Origin of the sequence: Wenjunlia tyrosinilytica, from assembly GCF_014646055.1 — a bacterium.
GTDB lineage: Bacteria > Actinomycetota > Actinomycetes > Streptomycetales > Streptomycetaceae > Wenjunlia > Wenjunlia tyrosinilytica.
Genome location: NZ_BMMS01000016.1, coordinates 107,625 through 125,994, shown reverse-complemented (window position 1 = coordinate 125,994; position 18,370 = coordinate 107,625). Strand labels below are relative to the sequence as shown.

At 67.1% G+C, this 18,370-nt stretch carries 14 protein-coding genes and 1 pseudogene; 13 read left to right on the top strand and 2 right to left on the bottom strand.

Annotated features, from left to right (window positions below; genetic code table 11):
• Nucleotides 1-141 precede the first annotated feature (141 nt).
• The 7 genes from IEY86_RS19430 to IEY86_RS19400 all read left to right on the top strand — a co-directional run bounded on the left by IEY86_RS19430 (nucleotide 142) and on the right by IEY86_RS19400 (nucleotide 6,870).
• Complete coding sequence (locus IEY86_RS19430) at nucleotides 142-1,008, top strand: FadR/GntR family transcriptional regulator (RefSeq protein ID WP_373287058.1); 867 nt, start codon at nucleotides 142-144, stop codon at nucleotides 1,006-1,008.
• A gap of 410 nt (nucleotides 1,009-1,418) precedes the next feature.
• On the top strand, nucleotides 1,419-2,999 hold the full coding sequence (locus IEY86_RS19425) for an RNA polymerase sigma factor (RefSeq protein WP_189133018.1): 1,581 nt from the start codon (nucleotides 1,419-1,421) through the stop codon (nucleotides 2,997-2,999).
• Between the two features lie 117 nt (nucleotides 3,000-3,116).
• Complete coding sequence (locus tag IEY86_RS19420) at nucleotides 3,117-4,013, top strand: tyrosine-type recombinase/integrase (protein WP_189133017.1); 897 nt, start codon at nucleotides 3,117-3,119, stop codon at nucleotides 4,011-4,013.
• A gap of 381 nt (nucleotides 4,014-4,394) precedes the next feature.
• Nucleotides 4,395-4,673, top strand: a complete 279-nt coding sequence (locus IEY86_RS19415) for a hypothetical protein (RefSeq protein WP_189133016.1) — start codon at nucleotides 4,395-4,397, stop codon at nucleotides 4,671-4,673.
• Nucleotides 4,674-4,737: 64 nt separating this feature from the next.
• Nucleotides 4,738-5,160: a radical SAM protein gene (locus IEY86_RS19410; RefSeq protein WP_229698579.1), complete on the top strand. Its 423-nt coding sequence runs from the start codon at nucleotides 4,738-4,740 to the stop codon at nucleotides 5,158-5,160.
• 241 nt (nucleotides 5,161-5,401) lie between these two features.
• Nucleotides 5,402-6,064, top strand: coding sequence for a radical SAM protein (locus IEY86_RS19405; protein WP_229698578.1), 663 nt, complete (start codon nucleotides 5,402-5,404; stop codon nucleotides 6,062-6,064).
• A 35-nt stretch (nucleotides 6,065-6,099) separates the two neighbouring features.
• Nucleotides 6,100-6,870, top strand: a complete 771-nt coding sequence (locus tag IEY86_RS19400) for a cupin-like domain-containing protein (RefSeq protein WP_229698577.1) — start codon at nucleotides 6,100-6,102, stop codon at nucleotides 6,868-6,870.
• 60 nt (nucleotides 6,871-6,930) lie between these two features.
• On the opposite strand, the gene aspS is transcribed toward IEY86_RS19400, so the two are convergent.
• On the bottom strand, nucleotides 6,931-8,241 hold the full coding sequence (gene aspS / locus IEY86_RS19395; RefSeq protein ID WP_189133015.1) for an aspartate--tRNA(Asn) ligase: 1,311 nt from the start codon (nucleotides 8,239-8,241) through the stop codon (nucleotides 6,931-6,933).
• Between the two features lie 460 nt (nucleotides 8,242-8,701).
• Between aspS and IEY86_RS38130 the strand changes: the two are divergent.
• The 6 genes and pseudogenes from IEY86_RS38130 to IEY86_RS19365 all read left to right on the top strand — a co-directional run.
• A pseudogene (locus IEY86_RS38130) lies at nucleotides 8,702-8,854 on the top strand (GNAT family N-acetyltransferase); the annotation flags it as partial.
• Between the two features lie 188 nt (nucleotides 8,855-9,042).
• Nucleotides 9,043-12,633 (top strand): DEAD/DEAH box helicase family protein, encoded by a 3,591-nt coding sequence (locus IEY86_RS19385; RefSeq protein WP_189133014.1) that lies wholly within the window; start codon nucleotides 9,043-9,045, stop codon nucleotides 12,631-12,633.
• A 197-nt stretch (nucleotides 12,634-12,830) separates the two neighbouring features.
• Nucleotides 12,831-14,063 carry a restriction endonuclease subunit S domain-containing protein gene (locus tag IEY86_RS19380; protein ID WP_189133013.1) on the top strand — a complete coding sequence of 411 codons (1,233 nt, stop codon included), beginning with the start codon at nucleotides 12,831-12,833 and terminating at the stop codon, nucleotides 14,061-14,063.
• Nucleotides 14,060-15,613 (top strand): HsdM family class I SAM-dependent methyltransferase, encoded by a 1,554-nt coding sequence (locus tag IEY86_RS19375; protein WP_189133012.1) that lies wholly within the window; start codon nucleotides 14,060-14,062, stop codon nucleotides 15,611-15,613. Before IEY86_RS19380 ends, IEY86_RS19375 begins: the two co-directional genes overlap by 4 nt.
• A gap of 337 nt (nucleotides 15,614-15,950) precedes the next feature.
• Complete coding sequence (locus tag IEY86_RS19370) at nucleotides 15,951-16,298, top strand: hypothetical protein (protein ID WP_189133011.1); 348 nt, start codon at nucleotides 15,951-15,953, stop codon at nucleotides 16,296-16,298.
• Between the two features lie 526 nt (nucleotides 16,299-16,824).
• The gene (locus IEY86_RS19365; protein ID WP_229698576.1) at nucleotides 16,825-17,640 is read left to right on the top strand and encodes a S1 family serine peptidase; all 816 of its coding nucleotides are present in this window, start codon (nucleotides 16,825-16,827) and stop codon (nucleotides 17,638-17,640) included.
• 137 nt (nucleotides 17,641-17,777) lie between these two features.
• Here IEY86_RS19365 and IEY86_RS19360 read toward each other — a convergent pair whose 3' ends face one another.
• Nucleotides 17,778-18,008 (bottom strand): DUF7455 domain-containing protein, encoded by a 231-nt coding sequence (locus tag IEY86_RS19360; protein ID WP_189133010.1) that lies wholly within the window; start codon nucleotides 18,006-18,008, stop codon nucleotides 17,778-17,780.
• Nucleotides 18,009-18,370: the final 362 nt, after the last annotated feature.

Genomic DNA, 18,370 nt, shown 5'->3' with positions numbered 1-18,370 from the left:
TGAGGGATAGCCCGTTTCCTACTGATAAGGCGTCAATTATCACGTGATGGGCGATCACCCTTTCGTGTGCTTTTCTGCAAAGCCCTCAAGGGGTCCGGGGGCGTCGCCGACAAATGATGCGTGAGTACCCTTGCGCACACCATGATGACCGCGGCTCGCCCCGCCGATCCCAGCCTGTCCGGCTCGGGCGAGCTCGACCGTTTCCCGATCGCCGACGCTCCGCACCACGAGCGCACCGGCCCCGCCGCCTGGGACGGCGTGGACTCGGAGATGGGCCGGGTCGGCCGCAGGGCGGGCGGCAGCCGTGGCCGCGGCCTGCACGGCCAGCTCGTCCAGCAACTCGGGCAGATGATCGTCTCCGGCGACCTGGGTGCCGACCGCCCCCTGGTGCCCGAGGAGATCGGGCAGCGTTTCGAGGTCTCCCGCACCGTGGTGCGCGAGTCCCTGCGCGTGCTGGAGGCCAAGGGCCTCGTCAGCGCCCGCCCCAACGTTGGCACCCGGGTCCGCCCCGTCAGCGACTGGAACCTCCTCGACCCGGACATCATCGAGTGGCGTGCCTTCGGCCCGCAGCGAGAGGATCAGCGCCGCGAGCTGTTCGAGCTGCGCTGGTCGATCGAGCCCCTCGCCGCCCGCCTGGCCGCCGGCCACGGCCGCGACGACGTACAGCAGCGCCTGATCGACATGGTGGAGATCATGGGCCACGCGGCCGGGCAGGGCGACGCCATCACGTTCTCGCGCGCCGACGCCGAGTTCCACGCCCTGCTCCTCCAGCTCGCCGGAAACCGCATGCTCGAGCACCTGTCCGGCATCGTCGTCGCCGCCCTCCAGGTCTCCGGCGGCCCGGCCACCGGCTGCGAGCGCCCCTCGGAGTCCTCGGTCGGCATCCACGCCCGCCTCGTCGAGGCCCTCGGTTCCGGCGACGGGGCCGCCGCCGAGAGCGCCACGCGGTCCCTCCTCACCGTCCAGCCCGAGGTGGACCACGTCGTCCCCGCTCCCCGAGAGCACTGACTGCCCAGCGGCCCCCGCCAACGCCGCTGCCGGGTTCCCAGGGACCGGGCAGCGGCGTTTGTGCGGTCATTTGTCCAATGGGCAATGTTTTGGGGGTAAAAGGGGTGTGACCCGAGCCACTTGGGGCAGGCGTAACACTTGTCCGTAGAGCGCGATGACGTAAGAGGTGGTAGTCGCTCCAGGAATACAGGTGAGTGTCACAATGCTGTGTTGCTATGCGGCTCCACCCGTGCCAGTGGTGCGCCAGTGTGCCGCGGGCAAGTCCAAGACCGGCCGTTCCCGGACGCGACGACATGTGGTGTCAGCGGGGGGAAGCTCATCGAGGTCGTTCGCATGCCGGGTGCACCGGTCGCGAACGGCTGCCACAGAGTGCAAGTGAGGTCGGATGTCGTTCCCATCGTTCCGAGAGGTTGTTCGTGTCGGCCAGCACATCCCGTACGCTCCCGCCGGAGATCGCCGAGTCCGTGCATCTGCAGGCTCTCATCGAGCGGGGCAAGGCGCAGGGCCAGATCGCCGGCGATGACGTGCGCCAGGCCTTCGAAGCGGACCAGATCCCGGCAACCCAGTGGAAGAACGTTCTGCGCAGCCTCAACCAGGTCCTCGACGAGGAGGGTGTGACGCTGATGGTCAGTGCCGCGGATTCGGCGGCTCCGAAGCGCACCCGTAAGAGCGTCGCAGCCAAGAGCCCGGCGAAGCGCACCGCCACCAAGACAGTTGCCGCGAAGACCGCCGCGACCAAGAAGACCGCGGCCGCGAAGACCGTGGCCGCTCCGAAGACCGCTGTCGTCGAGGCACCGGTCGACACCGAGGCGGAGGAGACCGCCGCGCCCGAGGCGCCGGTCAAGGCCGCCGCTGCTGCGAAGAAGACCGCCGTGAAGAAGACCGCGGCCAAGAAGACCGCCAAAAAGGCCACCGCCAAGAAGGGCGAGGAGCCCGTCGAGGGCGAGGAGGCGCTCGAGGAGGCCGCCGCGCCGGGCAAGCCCGGTGAGGAGGGTCAGCCGGAGGGCCCCGAGTCCGAGGGTTTCGTGCTGTCCGACGAGGACGAGGACGACGCCCCCGCGCAGCAGGTCGCCGCGGCCGGCGCCACCGCCGACCCGGTGAAGGACTACCTCAAGCAGATCGGCAAGGTCCCGCTGCTCAACGCCGAGCAGGAGGTGGAGCTCGCCAAGCGCATCGAGGCAGGCCTGTTCGCTGAGGACAAGCTCTCCAGTGCCGACAAGCTCGCCCCCAAGCTCAAGCGTGAGCTGGAGATCATCGCCGAGGACGGCCGCCGCGCCAAGAACCACCTGCTGGAGGCCAACCTCCGGCTTGTGGTCTCCCTGGCCAAGCGCTACACCGGCCGCGGCATGCTCTTCCTGGACCTGATCCAGGAGGGCAACCTCGGCCTGATCCGCGCGGTGGAGAAGTTCGACTACACCAAGGGCTACAAGTTCTCCACGTACGCCACGTGGTGGATCCGCCAGGCGATCACCCGCGCCATGGCCGACCAGGCCCGCACCATCCGTATTCCGGTGCACATGGTCGAGGTCATCAACAAGCTGGCCCGCGTCCAGCGCCAGATGCTCCAGGACCTGGGCCGCGAGCCCACCCCGGAGGAACTGGCCAAGGAGCTCGACATGACCCCGGAGAAGGTCATCGAGGTCCAGAAGTACGGCCGCGAGCCGATTTCGCTGCACACCCCGCTCGGCGAGGACGGCGACAGCGAGTTCGGCGACCTGATCGAGGACTCCGAGGCGGTCGTCCCGGCCGACGCGGTGAGCTTCACGCTCCTTCAGGAGCAGCTGCACTCGGTGCTCGACACCCTCTCCGAGCGTGAGGCGGGCGTGGTCTCCATGCGCTTCGGCCTCACCGACGGCCAGCCGAAGACACTGGACGAGATCGGCAAGGTCTACGGGGTCACCCGCGAGCGGATCCGCCAGATCGAGTCCAAGACCATGTCGAAGCTGCGCCACCCCTCCCGGTCGCAGGTTCTGCGCGACTACCTGGATTAAGTCAAACCTCTACCGACGCCCCTGACCTGCGAACCTTGCGGGTCGGGGGCGTTTCTGTTGCCTGCACAGCGCTCCTAGTCGAGATATTTCATTCGACCGTGGGTACCCTCGGGCGATATGAATGGATATTCGGATATATATGCGCTTCTGGACTCCTGGACTCTGCACTTGGCAGCCGAGCGAAAGAGCGCCCAGACGCTCAAGACCTATGGCGACGGTGTCCGCGCCTTCCTGCGCTGGTGCGAGGCGACCGGCACTGCACCCACCCTCGACCGGCCTACGGTGAACGCCTTCGTATCTGCACTGCTGGACAGCGGGGCCGAGCCCGCGACGGGCAGGTCACGCCAGCTCGCCGTCCGTCGGTTCTCGGCATGGCTGGCCGAGGAGGGCGAGACCGACAACGATGAACTCGTCGGTCTCAAGCCGCCGAAGCTGGACGTGAAGGTGATCAACGAGCTGGACGACGACCAGCTCCGGGCTCTGATCAAGGCGTGCGGCGGGAAGGACTTCCGCGACCGGCGGGACGAGGCGCTCGTCCGGCTCATGATCGAGACCGGGGCACGTGCCGGAGAGGTCGTGGCGATGGCCGTGGCCGACGTGGATCTGAGGGCGGGCGCCGCGGTCATCCGGAAGGGCAAGGGCGGCAATGGGCGCACGGTGCCTTTCGGCGCGCAGACCGGCCGCGCCATCGACCGGTACCTCAGGCTCCGGCGTTCGCACCAACTCGCCGCCACGCCCGCCCTGTGGCTCGGCGACCGGGGCAAGGGCTTCAGCTATGACGGCCTGTACGTCGCCCTGAAGGGCCGGGCGGAGCGGGCCGGTATCGATGGCTTTCACCCTCACCGGATGCGCCACACGGCGGCGTCCAGGTGGCTGGCGGCCGGCGGCAGCGAGGGCGGGCTAATGGCCGTTGCCGGATGGACGCGGCGCGACATGCTGGACAGGTACACCCGTGCGTCGTCTGAGCGCCGGGCTGTCGAAGAGGCACGGCGGTTGAACCTGGGGGACCTGTGATGGAACCCGTTGTCCTGTGCACTATTTGGTGCGGCGAGTGCACCGCCGAGGGACTTTCCCGCCCCAATAAGCTCGGTCGCCTGGAGCGCACCGAACCGGGGTCGGTCCGGTGGGTTGTGACCGACCGGCGCGGCGGCAGGAGGCTGGGACGCGACCGCAAAGATCTCGGCGGGGTATACCTCACGCACCGGACCCGCTCCGCCGTGGACGTGCCTGACACGCTCCGGGCGCTATGCGAGATACACGGCTGGGGGCGCGTGACCACTGCCGATGTTCAAGAGGCGCTTCGTGGTAGGGTCAACAACGCTGTGCTTTCTATGATCGCCACGACGTAGCGTCGAACTTCCGGTAAGGGCATACCGGGTAGCCAGGAGGCTGCCCGTGACCCCCGAACAGCGACGTATCCGTGCGACACTCGGCGCGCATTCCCTCTGGTCCAAGGTCGACGACCCCACTGCGCACACCTGCCCGGCCCGCACGGCCTTCCTGAGCCGCTTCGAGCGCGAGGTGGACCCGGACGGCGTACTTACCCCTGGCGAGCGCTCACGCCGCGCAGAACACGCACGGAAGGCGTACTTCCAGCGCCTCGCCCTGGCCTCCAGCAAGGCCCGCGCCGCCAAAGCTGCCGACCGGAACGGCGGTGGTTGCGGTGCCGCATAACAGCAGCGACCCCCGGGACGCGAATACCGGGGGCCACCAAGAGAACTTCGACATCAGTCTAACCATGTTTGATGGTGAAGCCGCCCTAGTCGTCCAGCCGACCATCCCCGACTCCGCCCTGGACCGCGCGTTCCAGGGCCTCGACACTCGGCGGCCGATGCTGTTCGACCACATGCAGGGCGACCGCAGCCTGAACGCCGCCCTGCTGCCTGGCAATCGGGTCAGCCTGTGCGACATCAACTTCACCGAGCCGACGTTCCTGCACACTCTCGACGAGTTGCGGGCCAATCCCGGCCTCCTGGCCAGCGTGGCGAAGAGGGTTGCACCCATCCCCGAGTGCGGGAACTGCCCGGCACTCGCCATCTGCGGCGGGCCGTCCCGCAACGAGCAGGTCCTCATCGGCGGCAGCACCCCGGATCCGGAGATGTGCGCGTTCTACACGAGCACCGTGGAGATCGCGGTGTGGGACAACACGGGAGTGCAATGAACACCCATGTACGCACCGCGCTGGTGTCCACGGCCGGGCACTGCAAGGTGGCCTGCGGGTTCTGCTTCCGAGCCGACCGCGCTCACGGCTTCCTGGATACCGCGACCTACGCCCGCCTCCTGTCGCGGCTGAAGGAGGCGGGGGGGGGGAGGGGGTGTGCCTGACTGGCGGCGAGCCGACCCATCACCCGCAGCTCCGGCAACTCATCCGACTGGCCCACCAGTTCGGCATATCGGTGTCGATGGTGACCTCAGCCCGCACCGTCGCGGAGGTCGTCGCCCTCTCCGAGGTGGCGCATCTGCTGGCCAACGTGACCGTCTCTGCCGACTCGCAAGGCGCGATGCTGCTGGGCCGCACCACTCGCACCGCGACCTCGGGCCTCGACACGCTGAGCGCCATCGGCACCGAGACGAAGATCCTTCACGTCACCTGTTGGGGCCTGCGCGATGGCGAGTGTCAGGAGCTGGCCGGCCTCGTGTCCGAGGCCGGGGTGGAGGTCCAGTTCAGCCCCGTCGTCCTCGACGAGCGCGACCTACGCCGCGAGGGCAAGTCGGTCCAGGACTACCTGATGCAGCACCACCTCGACGCCGATCGGCTGGACCGCTACTTCAACCTGTCCGACCGATACAGCACCTACCTCGGCGAGCTTAAGGACCTTCAGTCCCCATCGGATGGGGGAGAGCGGTGGCCATGCCGTTCGGCGACCGCGTACGTATCCGCAGACGGCTCCATACGGCGCTGCCCCTACGGCCAGGCATCCGTCAGCGTCCACGCTCCCCGGGCCGCGATCAGACATTTCCTGACCGCCCCGGCACAGGACCGGGTGACCCCGGACTGCGCTGCCATCTGCCGCCCCTCCACCACATCCGACGACCGCAGTGCTTCGTGTACCGCACCGGCATGAAGCGGCCCAGCGCACACGACCCCATGGACCGATCTATGACGATCACGACACCCGAAGACTTCACCCAGCGGTGGCGGCAGCCGCCGAACTTCCCGATGGAGGCCGGCTTCGACTACACGTTCCTGCCCGCCATCGACATCCTCGACCACATCCGTAGCGATGAGGAGGTCCGGTTCACGATCCTCGGGGACGACGACTGGCAGGTGCGCATGGATCGCACCGCTGCCCTCCGCACCGCGCCGATCGAGGAGGTCGTCACCTGGCCGTTCCGGCTGGTGCACTTCAACCTCAGCCGCTTCTACGACGACCTTCTGCACGGCTTCCAGGAAGAGGTCATGATCCCCTGGCGCACCCACCTGTCCGCCCAGGGCTTCGCCTGGCAGCGCCTGGCGCCGATCCTGTTCCTGTCCACCGAGGGTGCCGCCTCGACCTACCACAACGACAACTCGCACGGCTTTGTCTGGCAGGTCCACGGCACCAAGACCTTCCACGGCTACCTCGACCCCGACAAGCACCTGCCGGCCGAAGCGGCGGTCATCGGCGAGACCACTGGCGAGGACCCGCCCGAGCACGATGCGGGCGACCGCCAGTCCGTCACCATGCAGCCCGGGGACCAGCTCTGGAGCCACGCGCTGACACCCCACTGGGTCACCACCGAGTCGACTCTCGCCATGAGCGTCACCCTCTCCCACGGTGGCCTGTGCCACCAGGGCGGCTTCTCCGAGCGGGAGCTGGCGCTGCGGGCCTACTGGGATAGGAACCCCGCCGAGGCGTGGACGCATGACCTGCGCAATGTCCGCTACTGAGGCTGCGTCCCACGACACGAGGCACTGGCCCGTGTCGTGGGACGCAGCCCGCGCGGCCGGTTACGGGGTGAGCCGGTTCGGCCCGCGGAAGAGGAAGGTGGCCTCGCGGATGGAGTCCAGGCCGAGCATCACCATCAGCACCCGGCCGAGGCCCATGCCGAGCCCACCGTGCGGCGGGCACCCGTATCGGAACGCGTTCAGGTAGTCCTGCAGCGGCTCGGTGCTCATGTCCTTCTCGGCGGCCTGCTTCAGCAGCACGTCGTACCGGTGCTCACGCTGGGCGCCGGTGGTTACCTCCAGCCCCTTCCACAGCAGGTCGAAGCTCAAGGTCACGCTCGGGTCATCGGCTGGCCGCATGTGATAGAAGGGCCGGATGCCGACCGGGTAGTGCGTGATGAACACGAACTCGTGGCCGGTGGCCTCCTTGATGTGAGCCGAGATACTCCGCTCGCCCTCCGGGTCCAGGTCCTCCTTCACCCCCTCCGGGTCCCAGCCGCCCTTGCACAGGATCTCGTGCGCCTCGGCCATCGTGATGCGAGGGAAGGACGTCGTGGGGACGGTGACCTCGACGCCGAAGTGCTCACGGATTGCCTCGCCGTGCGCGTCGGTGACCTTGGCGATCGCATGGGCGAGCATCTGCTCCTCGAACGCCATCACGTCCTCGACGCCGCCGATCCAGGCCAACTCCACGTCGACGCCGGTGAATTCGGTGGCGTGCCGGGAGGTGAACGACGGTTCGGCGCGGAAGACGGGGCCGATCTCGAAGACCTTCTCGATCCCGGCCGAGATCGCCATCTGCTTGTAGAACTGAGGCGACTGCGCCAGATAGGCGCTGCGGTCGAAGTAGCCCAGCTCGAAGACCTCCGCGCCGGATTCCGAGGCGGTACCCATCAGCTTGGGAGTGTGCATCTCCGTGGCGCGCTGCGCATAGGCGTACTCGCGCATTCCCTGCTCCAGGGTGGTCTGCACGGCGAACATCAGCTGGGTGGCGGGACGGCGGCGCACGTCCAGGAACCGCCAGTCCAGCCGCTGCTCCAGGCCGGTGTGCTCGTCGATCGGCAGCGGCGAAGCGGCCAGGTTCAAGACCTCAACCGCCTCGGGGACGATCTCCAGGCCGCCGAGTTTGACCTGAGCGGCGTCGACGACACGGCCGGTGATCTTGACTGCGGACTCGGGAGTGAGGGATTCGAGCTGAGCCTCCAACGGCCCGTAGTCACGCTTATGGGTCACCTGCACCATGCCGGTGTTGTCCCGAACGATGACGAACTGCATCTTGCGCTGCAGGCGGAGTGTGTTCACCCACCCGCAGACAGAAACGGTACGGCCGACGTGTTCTCGCAGGTCGGAGACGTGTACGCGGCTGTGGATCATTTCGGTCCTCCGAAGGACGTCGTCATGATCCCTTGGGAGTGCGGGCGAGAAGGGCAACTCGCGGTACCACCGCACTTTCGCCGCCACATGGTGGCGGCCTCATTCGGGCCCGGTGACGGGGGCCAGCCGGCAGGGCATTGGACCACCAGGCGGGGTCGTTCCTCCCCGCGCTCAGGAGGGTCTTCGCCTCGGGACGCGAGACCGCCTTCCCAGCTTCCGGCGGCTCTCTCGGCTCGCGTGTTCCGTGGCTACTCGTCTCCGTCAACGCGTTGCCCAGCAGAATACGGAGCGTGTGGTGACTGTGGCAATCAAGAAACTCATTCGTCGATGGGAGACCCTGCCGTGAGTGGCCCGCGACCGGCGGTGGTCGTGGCCAATGCCGCGTCACGCCAAGCTGCTGACGCGGAGGGCTTCTTCTGCCCCGGCTGTCAGGCCATGACATCGGCAGCCGTTCACCGGCGAGATCAACCCGGCCGCCACCGATCCGCGGTTCCGCTGCCGTGAATATGGGCGCGCAGCCGTAGGGGCCCTCGTGCGTTGGATGGTCTCGCGGGAGTGGTACCGCATCAGCCTGACGTCCAGCTCCGAAAGGCGAGCCCAAAGATGTGCATGAGGACCCGACGGAGTGCCCTTTGCAGTGCTACTCGGTCGTGCTGACACATGCCCGATGAGTCTCCTTCCAGGACGCACTGAACCCGCCGAACACGCTGCATCGCCTAACGTCCTTGTCAGCGCTGCCTGTTCATGTCATCCTGTAAGGCTTTGCACTGACATATCGACCAGCACTTTGAGGGGAAACGCATGGTGACGGCGGCGGTTGGCCCGTTCGGTGGGGACGACGAGCAGGTCGCGCGGTTGGCCGCGGGATCGTCCAACTTTGGCCACCTGCTCGGCCACGAGCCATTACTGGTGACGCTGGGCTGCGCAGCGGAGTCGTACGTCCACACCGATCCTCATGCGGCCATGGTGAAGGCTCGCCTCTTCGGCGAGATCATGGCAAAGCACCTCGTCACCCTGGTCAATGTCACCGTTCCCGGCAACAGGCAGGTTGACCGCATCAATGCCCTGACCGGGGCGGATGTTCTCGTTCCCCAGGTGCGTGCGTGGTTCGAGGGGATCCGCACGACGGGCAACCGGGCGGTCCACGAGTACTACGCCAACGTGCGCGCCGCGCTCCAGGCTGTGGAGGCGTGCTTCCGACTCGGCGACTGGTTGCACCGCTCCCTCGACCAGTCCGACACCATGCACCGCGTCTTCCTGGCGCCCGCGCCCCCGTCCGCCTTGCCCGACCCCGAGACGGCCGCCGACGCACAGGAGTTGGAGCAGCTTCGCGCCGAACTCGATGCCTACCGCCAGAAGCTGGAGGTGGCCCGGCTCCGTTACGACGGCAAGCAGAGCCGGCTGGAGCGCGAGCAGGCCGCCCGCGCTCAGGCCGAGGCGGAACTGGCTCGTGCCGAGGCAGAGCGGGCTGCTCTGCGCGACGTGATCGCTGAACTGAGCGACAAAATCACCGAGTTGACCGCCCCGGTCCTGGACTCGCGTACCACCGCCCGGCCGCTGGACGGAGCGTCGCAGCGCGACGAGTTCATCGCCTACGCGCAGAAGGCGGCCCGTCCGCCGATGAGCGAGGCGCAGGTCCGTACCGAGCTGGACCGCATCCTGGAGAAGGCGGGCTGGGCCGTCCAGGACGACAGCGCCAAGAACCTCTTCGCGGAGGAGCGCGGCGTCGCCGTCCGGGAGGTCTCCACAGCCGTCGGCCGCGCCGACTACCTGCTCTACGTAGACCAGCGCCTGGTCGGGGTCATAGAGGCCAAGCGGGAGGGCGCCGACCTCGAGGCCGCCATGCAGCAGGCCGCGCGCTATGCCACGGGGCTGACCCGCAGCCAGCAGCTCAGCGCCTGGCGTGCCAGCCTGCCCTTCCGATACGTGGCCGACGGCAACACCGTCCGCTTCCACAACGCGCTCGACCCCTCTCCGCGCACGCGTGAAGTGTTCGCCGTGCACCGGCCGGAGACGATCGCCCGCTGGATCGACGAGGCTGAGGCCGACCCCGCCGCGCCGACCCTGCGCGCCCGGATGCGCCGCCTGCCGCAGACCTTCCTCGACCCGGACCCGCTGCGCCCGGCTCAGAGGACGGCTATCACCGGCCTGGAGCGCTCCCTGGCCAAGGACGACCCGCGCGCCCTGATCCAGATGGCAACCGGCGCCGGGAAGACGTACACGGTGGTTAGCGAGAGCTACCGGCTGCTCAAGCACGCGGGCGCAAAGCGTGTGCTGTTCCTCGTCGACCGCAACAACTTGGGCAGCCAGGCCGCCACCGAGTTCGAGAACTTCGACACTCCGGACGACGGCCGGAAGTTCACCGAGCTATACGTCGTGCAGCGCCTCGCTGGCGACACCGTCCTCGGTTCCGCACACGTGGTGGTGTCCACCGTGCAGCGGCTGTGGCTCGCGCTGACCGGCCAGGCGGTGCCGAGCGCTGACGACAACACCGAGGCGCTAGACCGCTACGACCTCGTTGACGAGCCGGTGGGGGTCGGCTATAATCCGGCCCTGCCGCCGGAGTCCTTCGACCTCATCGTCGTCGACGAGTGCCACCGCTCCATCTACGGCAAGTGGCGAGCGGTTCTTGAGTACTTCGACGCCCACCTGATCGGCCTGACCGCCACTCCGGTCATGCAGACCTTTGGGTTCTTCTTCCAGAACCTGGTCAGCGAGTACCCGTACGAGCAGGCCGTCGCCGACGGAGTCAACGTCGACTTCGACGTCTTCCGGATCCGTACGGAACTGGGGGAGAACGGCGGAACGATCCCCGCCGAGACGGTAGTGCCGATGCGGGAGCGGAAGACCCGGCGGGAGCGGTACCAGGAGTTGGAGGAGGACCTGGAGTGGAAGGCGTCCCAGTTGGGCCGCCAGGTCATCAGCAAGGGCCAACTGAAGCTCGTCATCGAGACCTTCCGCCAGCACCTTTACACGGACATCTTCCCGCCGGTGGGCGAGGGTGAGGTCCAACGGTCGCGTACGCATGTGCCCAAGACGCTGATCTTCGCGGCGGACGACAACCACGCCGACGAGATCGTCCAGATGGTGCGGCAGGTCTTCGGTGAGAGCGACGACTTCTGCATGAAGATCACCCACGCCGCGAAGCGCCCCGCCGAACTCATCAAGGCATTCCGCAACAGCCCCGAGCTGCGTGTCGCGGTGACCGTGGACATGATCGCCACGGGCACTGACATCCCGCCGCTGGAGTGTGTCTTCTTTCTGCGGGACGTCAAGAGCTGGGCCTACTTCGAGCAGATGAAGGGCCGGGGTTCGCGGACGATCGACCCCGCGGAGTTTCAGGCGGTCACGCCCGACGCCGAGGTCAAGGAGCGGTTCGTGATCGTCGACGCGGTCGGTGTCACGGACTCGCCGCGTGTGGACGCGCGCCCGCTCAACCGTGTCTCCGAGCGGAAGATCCCGCTGGAGCGGCTGATGGCCAAGACGGCCGGACTGGCGCTGACGGAGGACGAGGTCGCCACGCTGGCGGGCCGCTTGGCGCGCCTCGACCGGCAGCTCACTCCCGAGGAGCGCGAGGAGGTCCAGGAACTCGCCGGCCAGCCGCTCCAGGAGATCGTCGGCGGGCTGGTCCGATCCGTCGACCCTGACCAGCAGGAGAGGGCTCGGCGGATCGGCGGCCAGGAGCAGATCCGGCAGGACATGTTGGAGGCATTGAAGCCGATCGCCGCCAACCGTGAGTTGCGCGACCGGCTGATGTCGATGCGCCGCGCCCACGACATCGTCATAGACGAGGTCAGCGTGGACGAGGTGAAAGAGGCGCGCGGCATCACGGCGGACGAGCTGGCGATGCGGCGCGTGTCCTCCTGGCAGCAGTACCTGAAGGACAACCGGGACGAGATCGCCGCGTTCAGCATCGCGTTCAGTGAGCGGCGTGACCCGAAGGAGGTCTACCGGCGGCTGCGGGATCTCGCGCGGAAGATCGAGCGTCCTCCGTTCCAGTGGACTCCGGCGCGGCTGTACGACGCGTACGTGCAGCTGGGTAAGGCAGCTCAGCATCCGCGGGGGGCAGCTGGTGTCGTCGACCTGATCGGCTTGCTGCGGTTCGAGTTGGGGCTGGACGAGGAGGTACGGCCGTACCGGGCGCTGGTAGAGGAACGGTACGCGGCGTGGCGGGCCCGGCAGGAACAGGCGGGGGCGGTGTTCACCGAGGATCAGGTGTGGTGGCTCGACCGGGTCGTGGATGTGATAGCGACAGATGCAGCGATCGAGCCCGAGCATTTGAAGGACGTACCCTTCATCGAGCGTGGGGGTGTGGATGGATTCCTTCGGGAGTTCGGGGCCGAGCGAGGGGCTGAGATTTTGGATGAGCTGGGACGGGAGTTGGGCGCGTGAGTGAGGGCGGTGTTCCTTCGGAACTGCCGAAGGGGTGGGCTTGGGTACGCCTGGGTGACCTCGGTACCGAGTGCCGGGAGGCAGTGGCGCCAGAGGGTGGCACCAGGTATGAGCTCTGGAGTGTGCCGTCTTTTGCAACGGGCCGTCCAGAAATTCTCGACGGTGCAGAGATCGGAAGTACTAAACTCCGGACCGCTGTGGACGACGTGCTTGTCTGCAAGATCAATCCAAGGATTAATCGTGTATGGCTAACTAAGCCAGGGGTCTCTAGACGGCCTAAGATCGCATCCTCTGAGTGGCTGGTCTTGCGCTTTCCGGAATCGGTCAAGGCTGTGATGGCGCCATACGTTCGCCGCTACCTGTCGTCTCCTGCATTTCGCGAGTGGATCACCGGGGCCGTGTCGGGTGCCACCGGCAGCCATACGCGCGCGAAATCCAAGGACATTCTGAATCAGCTAGTGCCAGTGCCCCCCCTGGAGGAACAGCGGCGCATCGTTGCCGCGCTCGACGAGCAGCTGTCACGGCTTGACACCGCCAGCGGAACCCTTCAGATCACGGGACGTCGTATTGATCGGTACCTCCAGGCAACGCTCCACAGGATGACGTCTGACTATGCCCCTGTCCAACTGCGTGAGGTTTTGACTTCCGGTCTGACGAATGGCCGCTCTGTCCCGACCCGCGAGGGTGGCTTCCCTGTGCTCCGCCTCACAGCTCTATCTAAAACCTACGTCGACGTTTCGCAACACAAAGACGGTGACTGGGAGGCGAGCGATGCTGAGCCGTTCCTAGTTAGGCAAGGGGACTTCCTCATCGCTCGCGGCAATGGTTCGCTTTCTCTGGTCGGTCGGGGGTCGCTCGTTATTAATGCTCCCATTCCGGTCGCCTACCCGGACACCGTAATTCGAGCGTGCCCCGACACCGAAAAGATCCTTCCCGAGTATCTACGCACTATCTGGTCTTCCCTTGCGGTGAGGCGTCAGATTGAAAGCCGGGCGCGTACCACAGCGGGCATCTACAAGGTGAATCAGAAGATTCTCGGCTCGATTGAGTTCCCGTTGCCGGACTTGTCGACTCAGCGAGTGCTATGCACTCAATGGTCGAGCATCGAACAACAAGCCGGGCATCTCACTCATACTGTGTCCGTCAGCAAACGGCGAAGCGCCACTCTCCGCCACTCGCTCCTCGCGGAAGCCTTCGCTGGCCGTCTGGTCCCCCAGGACCCCGCCAATGAGCCGGCCGATGCGCTGCTCGACCGTATCCGCGCCGAGCGCGAGGCGGCTGGAGTGAGCAAGTTCCGACGCCGAAGCCCCCGACGGGCACCCGCTCAGCGCGCGCACACGTCGGAACTGGCACCCCCGCCACCCTCGACCGACACATCCGCCCTGGCCGCCGCCACTCAGCCCACCCTTGACCTGGAGATTCCCTCGTGACCACGACCGAGGCCCGTCGGCTCGTCGACAAGCTTTGGAGCTACTGCCACGTCCTGCGCGACGACGGCGTCTCCACCATTGACTACGTCGAGCAGTTGACGCTGCTCGTGTTCCTCAAGATGGCGCACGAGGCGCAGTCCCGCCCGCCGATGTTCCGCGAGCAGATCATGCCCGAGGGGTCGGTCTGGGAGGGCCGCGGCTGGCCCGAGCTGCTGAACAACAACGGCGCCGCGCTCGAAGCCGCGTACACCGAACTCCTCGAAGACCTCGGCGCCCAGCGCAAGGACACCACCTTCCACCTGATCTTCAACGGGGCCCGGAACCGCATCCACGACCCCGCCAAGCTCAAGCGCCTGGTCAAGGACCTGATCGACAAGGAGAACTGGTCGGGACAGAAGACCGACATCAAGGGCGACGCCTACGAGGAGCTGCTGTCCCGGGGCGCGGAGGACATCAAGTCGGGTGCAGGGCAGTACTTCACCCCGCGTCCGCTGATCCAGGCGATTATCGACTGCGTCCGCCCGACCCCGGACGACACCATTACCGACCCCGCCTGCGGAACCGGCGGCTTCCTGCTGGCCGCGGCCGAGTACATCCTCCACGAGTACGGCAACCAGCTCACCCCCGAGCAGCGCAAGCACCTCAGCAGCGGCGGCATCTGGGGCACTGAGCTGGTCAAGAACACCGCCCGTCTCGCTGCGATGAACCTCTTCCTGCACGGCATCGGTCAGCCCACCGGACCTGCTTTGGTTCGTACCAAGGACGCCCTCGCCGCTCCGCCCGACAAGCGGGCAAGCCTGGTCTTGGCCAACCCGCCGTTCGGCAAGAAGTCGTCCATCACCGTCTACGGCGACGACGGTTCCGCCGCCCGCGAGGCGATCGCCTACGAACGGCGCGACTTCTGGGTAACCACGACCAACAAGCAGCTCAACTTCGTGCAGCACATCGCCTCGCTCCTGGAGATCCACGGCCGTGCTGCGGTCGTCGTTCCCGACAACGTGCTCTTCGAGGGCGGCGCGGGTGAGACCATCCGCCGGCGTCTGCTGAACGAGTACGACGTCCACACGCTGCTTCGCCTGCCCACCGGCATCTTCTACGCGGGCGGCGTCAAGGCCAACGTCCTGTTCTTCGAACGCAAGCCGGCCCGGCCTAACCAGCCGTGGACCGAGAAGCTGTGGGTCTACGACTTCCGTACGGCCCAGCACTTCACCCTCAAGCAGAACCCGCTCACCCGGACCCACCTTGAGGACTTCGTGCAGAGCTACCGCGCTGACGAGGACCGCTCCAAGCGCGTGGAGACGGAACGCTTCAAGGCGTACACGTACGAGGAAGTGATGGCCCGCGACAAGGCGAACCTCGACATCACCTGGCTCCGCGACCCGAGCCTCGACGACGCGGCCAACCTTCCCACGCCCGAGGTGCTGGCCGCCGAGATCGTCGAGGACCTCCAGGCCGCCTTGGAGGAGTTCGCCGCGATCGCAGAGACGCTGCAACAGGCCCGCGGCGAGGCGCTGAGCGTGGCGGCGGAGGAAGCGCACGTCACGGACTGAGCGCACATGCGGCCCCGTATGCGTGAAGTCGCGTGTGGGGCCGCATGTGTTTGCTCTGACAGTGCCCGAAGGCAACCCGGGCGCCCCTGGCCGGTCTCCGCCTCCCCGAAAGCGTCTGGGGCAGCGTGCGCCCGATGGTCACAGTCCCACTCTGTCTGACCGGGGGATGACGAGCCCCCGAGGACAGCGAATCTTTGCGGTCTTGTGCTTCATGACGATCTTCCTCCGACAGGTCCCGCCAGTCCTCGATCAGGCTTGCGATAGGGCACCGGCGTAATGTTTTGATTACGCAGTGAAATCGTATGCCCCCGCCTTGCTCGTGGAGGAGGCCTAACTGATGACCGACACCCCGCCCCCACAGTGGGGTCGGCCACCCCCTGGGGCTGGGAACCCCCTAGGCCCCGCCCCGGTTGCTAAGAGGAAGAAGCCCCGCAGGATCTTCCTCTGGATCTTCCTTGCGGTGCAGGTGCTGTTCTTGATCTGGATCATCGTGGGCGTGAACAGCGGCAGCGATGACCCCTCCTGCGAGGGCTTGACCGGAGACGCACTTCAGCTGTGTAAGGACGCCGGGGATGCCGGGACCGCGATCGGCGTTGGCCTCGTGATCGGCCTATGGGCAGCCGTGGACATCATCCTGGGCATCACGTACGGCATCTACCGGCTCAACCGCCGAGAGCGAACGTGAATCCAGGATATTTCGGCTCTCTCGCTCGGCTCCGACCTGCGTCTATGCAGGTCAAGCACAGCGTTCAGCCGCTCATGCTGCGCGACTACCTCGACTAGGCCGCTGGGCTGAGCACATCCCGCGAGCGGGGTTGAGAAGCCGAGAACGCCGGGGCCCGGGAGCGATGCGCTTCCGGGCCCCGGCGTTTGTCGTCTCAGCCGATTGCGCGATCATCACAGCATCACGATCCGCGTTCGCCTTGTTACGCTGAGTGGATCTGTCGTGACATGGGCGAGGAGGCGTTTTGCGCACTGAGGCCGCGGCCCTCGGCGGGATCCCGGAGACCCCGTCCGACCGGCCCCCCACCGACCGGCCCCCGACCGAGCGACACCTGACCCAACGACTCGCCACAGGACGAACCGCGTTCGACCGGTCCCCGGCGCAAGCATCGGCCGTCGGCCGGTCCCCGGGCTCCGGCCCCCTGGCCGGACATGCTCCGACGGAAGGGACGCAGGCCGACCGCCCCCCTACCGGGCGGACCCGGACAGTGCCCGCGTGCCTGCGCGCGTCGCTGGCCACCGGCGTCTTCGCCGCCGCGGCCCTCGCCCTGGCCCCTTCGGCCTCCGCGGCGCCCACGGTGGTTGGCGGAGGTCCCGCCGCGACCGAGACGCATCCCTGGGTCGTGGCCCTGGCGAGCCGCGAACGCTTCGGGGAGGAGCGCTCCGGGCAGTTCTGCGGAGGGGCGCTGGTCTCCTCGACCAAGGTCGTCACCGCGGCCCACTGCTTCGGCCGGGACATGCTCGGCGTGGCCGACGTGGACGCCGACCTGAGCGTGCTGGTCGGACGCACGGACCTGCGTACGGACGCCGGACGGCGGATCGATGTGAAGGACGTCTGGGTCAACCCGGCGTACGACGGCTGGACGAACGAGGGGGACATCGCCGTCGTCACCCTCGAGGAGCCCGTGCCGGCGGATTACGCGATCCGGATGGCGGCCCCGTCCAACACGACGCTGTACCGCAGCGGCGCCCGCGCCGAGGTCTACGGCTGGGGCGACACCACGGGGCGGCGCGACCTCAGCGACACGCTGCGGTCGGCCGAGGTGGAGATGCTGGGCAACGAGGCCTGTGAGCGCGCCTACCCCGGGGACTCGGAGGGCAGGTTCCTGTCCCGGTCCATGGTCTGCGCGGGAGAGCCCCAGGGCGGCCGTGACGCGTGCCAGGGGGACAGTGGGGGCCCGCTCGTGGCCGGCGGGCGGCTGGTGGGCGTGGTGTCGTGGGGCAGCGGCTGCGCCCGGGCGGACCATCCCGGTGTCTATGTGAGGATCGCCGCTCTGGCGCGTCTGCTGGCAGATCAGCTCTGAGCGAAATCAGGGAAGCCGCTCCGCTTCGACTACGGAAACGGCACAGAGAAATGCCGAGCGGCCACTCAGCGTGAGTGAGTGGCCGCTCGACCGCCGGCCTCAGGCGCCGGCCCAGAGCTCGTCGTGGGGTCCAGGAATCAGCGCTCTTCCTCGCTGGCTACCGCCGAGGTGGCGGACAGCCGGCCGGTCTCGTCCTGTATTTCCGCTGCGATCTTCTTCAGTTCGGGCTCGAACTTCCGCCCGTGGTGAGCGCAGAAGAGCAGCTCGCCACCGCTGATGAGAACGACACGCAGGTAGGCCTGGGCGCCGCAGCGGTCGCAGCGGTCCGCTGCGGTCAGCGGGCTTGCGGGGGTCAGAACTGTAGTCACGTCGCCTCTTCTCTAGCTCGACGAGCTGTCGTACCAGGGTCAACATCCAACCAGGCCGAAAACGTTCCCGCTCGTGGCTTTTCCTCAAAGTGGCTGTCTGAGGAGGACGGATGCTGCCAGGTGGCGGCGGGTAGGGCCGTAATGCTCTAGTTGTCAGATTTCTATGGAGTTGTCCGGCTTCTTCTCCCCCGATGGGGTCTCCATCGTGTTGAGGAGGACGTGCCCGCACCCTAAATGGTTCATGCGTCTCGGGGAACGTGATATTTCCATCACCCGAACGTGGGATCGAACGTGCGTGCGATGTGGGCGTAGCATCAACGGATATCGGGTCGCGGCGGAAGCACTCGACCCGGCCTCGGTAC